The 1388-nt window shown below is 52.3% G+C and carries 2 protein-coding genes; both read left to right on the top strand.

Annotated features, from left to right (window positions below):
• Positions 1–162 (top strand): LPXTG cell wall anchor domain-containing protein (locus B5E62_RS17805; RefSeq protein ID WP_143468887.1); only part of this gene is annotated, 162 nt, incomplete at its 5' end.
• Between the two features lie 167 nt (positions 163–329).
• A partial coding sequence (locus B5E62_RS16620) for a leucine-rich repeat domain-containing protein (RefSeq protein WP_143468886.1) occupies positions 330–1388 on the top strand: 1059 nt, incomplete at its 3' end.

The following is a 1388-nucleotide window of genomic DNA, read 5'->3' as shown; positions in this document are numbered from 1 at the left end:
GCCAAGCCCGAACAGCAGGGCAAGCCTTCTGGGCAAACAGAAAGCCCCCAGACTGGGGACAGCAGCGATATGGCGCTGTGGATCGGCCTGATGCTGGCTTCCTGCGGCGGCGTGCTGGGAATGCTGTTCTACAGGCGGAAAAAGGCGGCGGCCGGGAAATAAGGCTGAGTAATAAACAAAACCGGCAAAAGCGCCTGCGGGCGGGCTTCGTGCAAAATCCACAGCCCGCCCCGGCGCAGCCGGTATCCTTTTCAAGAAGGAATATCCCTTCTATCCTTTGGTACATACCAAAGGATAAGCAATCTTGTTTGACAAGGAGGAGAAACCAAATGCAAGCAAAAAGAAAACTGGCGGCGTTGCTGCTTTCCCTGTGCATGGTGTTGGGAATGCTGCCCATGACCGTGTTTGCGGCGGGAGGCACCACAACCAGTGGTCTGACCTATGAAGACAACGGCGACAGTGTGACCATAACCGGATATACAGGAAACGAAGCGAGCGTCGTAATTCCGAACGAGATAGAGGGAAAGCCGGTCACTGCCATCGGTGAGAGGGCGTTCTTTAAAAATAATACCTTGACGAGCGTAGCGATTCCAGACAGCGTAACCGGTATCGGAGATTACGCGTTTTACGAAAGCGGTTTGGAAAACATAAATATTCCTGCCGGGGTGACAACGATTGGAATGGGCGCGTTTGAGCTTTGCAAAAGCCTGAGCAGCGTGACTTTTGCGGAGGGAAGCCGACTTTCTTCCATTGGGGACTCTGCGTTTTACATGACATGGTCTTTGACGAGCATTGAAATCCCTGACGGCGTAACCGGCATCGGAGATTACGCGTTTTACGAAAGCGGTTTGGAAAACATAAATATTCCTGCCGGAGTGACAATGATTGGAATGGGCGCGTTTGAGGAGTGCTTCAATCTTAGCGGCGTAACCTTTGAAAAAGATAGCAAGCTCACCGAAATTGAGAGCGGTACATTCTTCGGCTGCGGCAAGCTGACGAGTATAGAAATCCCGGCAGGCGTAACTTCCATTGGATTCATGGCTTTTACTCTTTGCAGTGATTTGACAAGCGTGACCTTTGAGGAGGGAAGCCAGCTTTCTTCAATCAGGGGATGCGCATTTTATTGGTGTATGGGATTGACCGATATAACGATTCCGTCCGGCGTTACCTCCATCGGAAGTGGAGCGTTTAATATATGTGAAAAGTTAGGCAGCATAACCTTTACGGGTAATACGGCCCCCGAGCTGGAGGCAGATGACGTATTCGACGAGTGCGCCGCCCTCACCGCCATTCATGTGCCTTGCGGAGCTGACGGCTACACGGCGGCAAACGGCTGGCCTGAGGATAAGGTGCAATACGAGCATGTCTGGGCGGAAGACTGGACCAGC

It is taken from the genome of Lachnoclostridium sp. An118, assembly GCF_002160985.1.
Classification (GTDB): domain Bacteria; phylum Bacillota; class Clostridia; order Lachnospirales; family Lachnospiraceae; genus Claveliimonas; species Claveliimonas stercoravium.
This window is presented reverse-complemented; position numbering and strand designations above follow the sequence as displayed.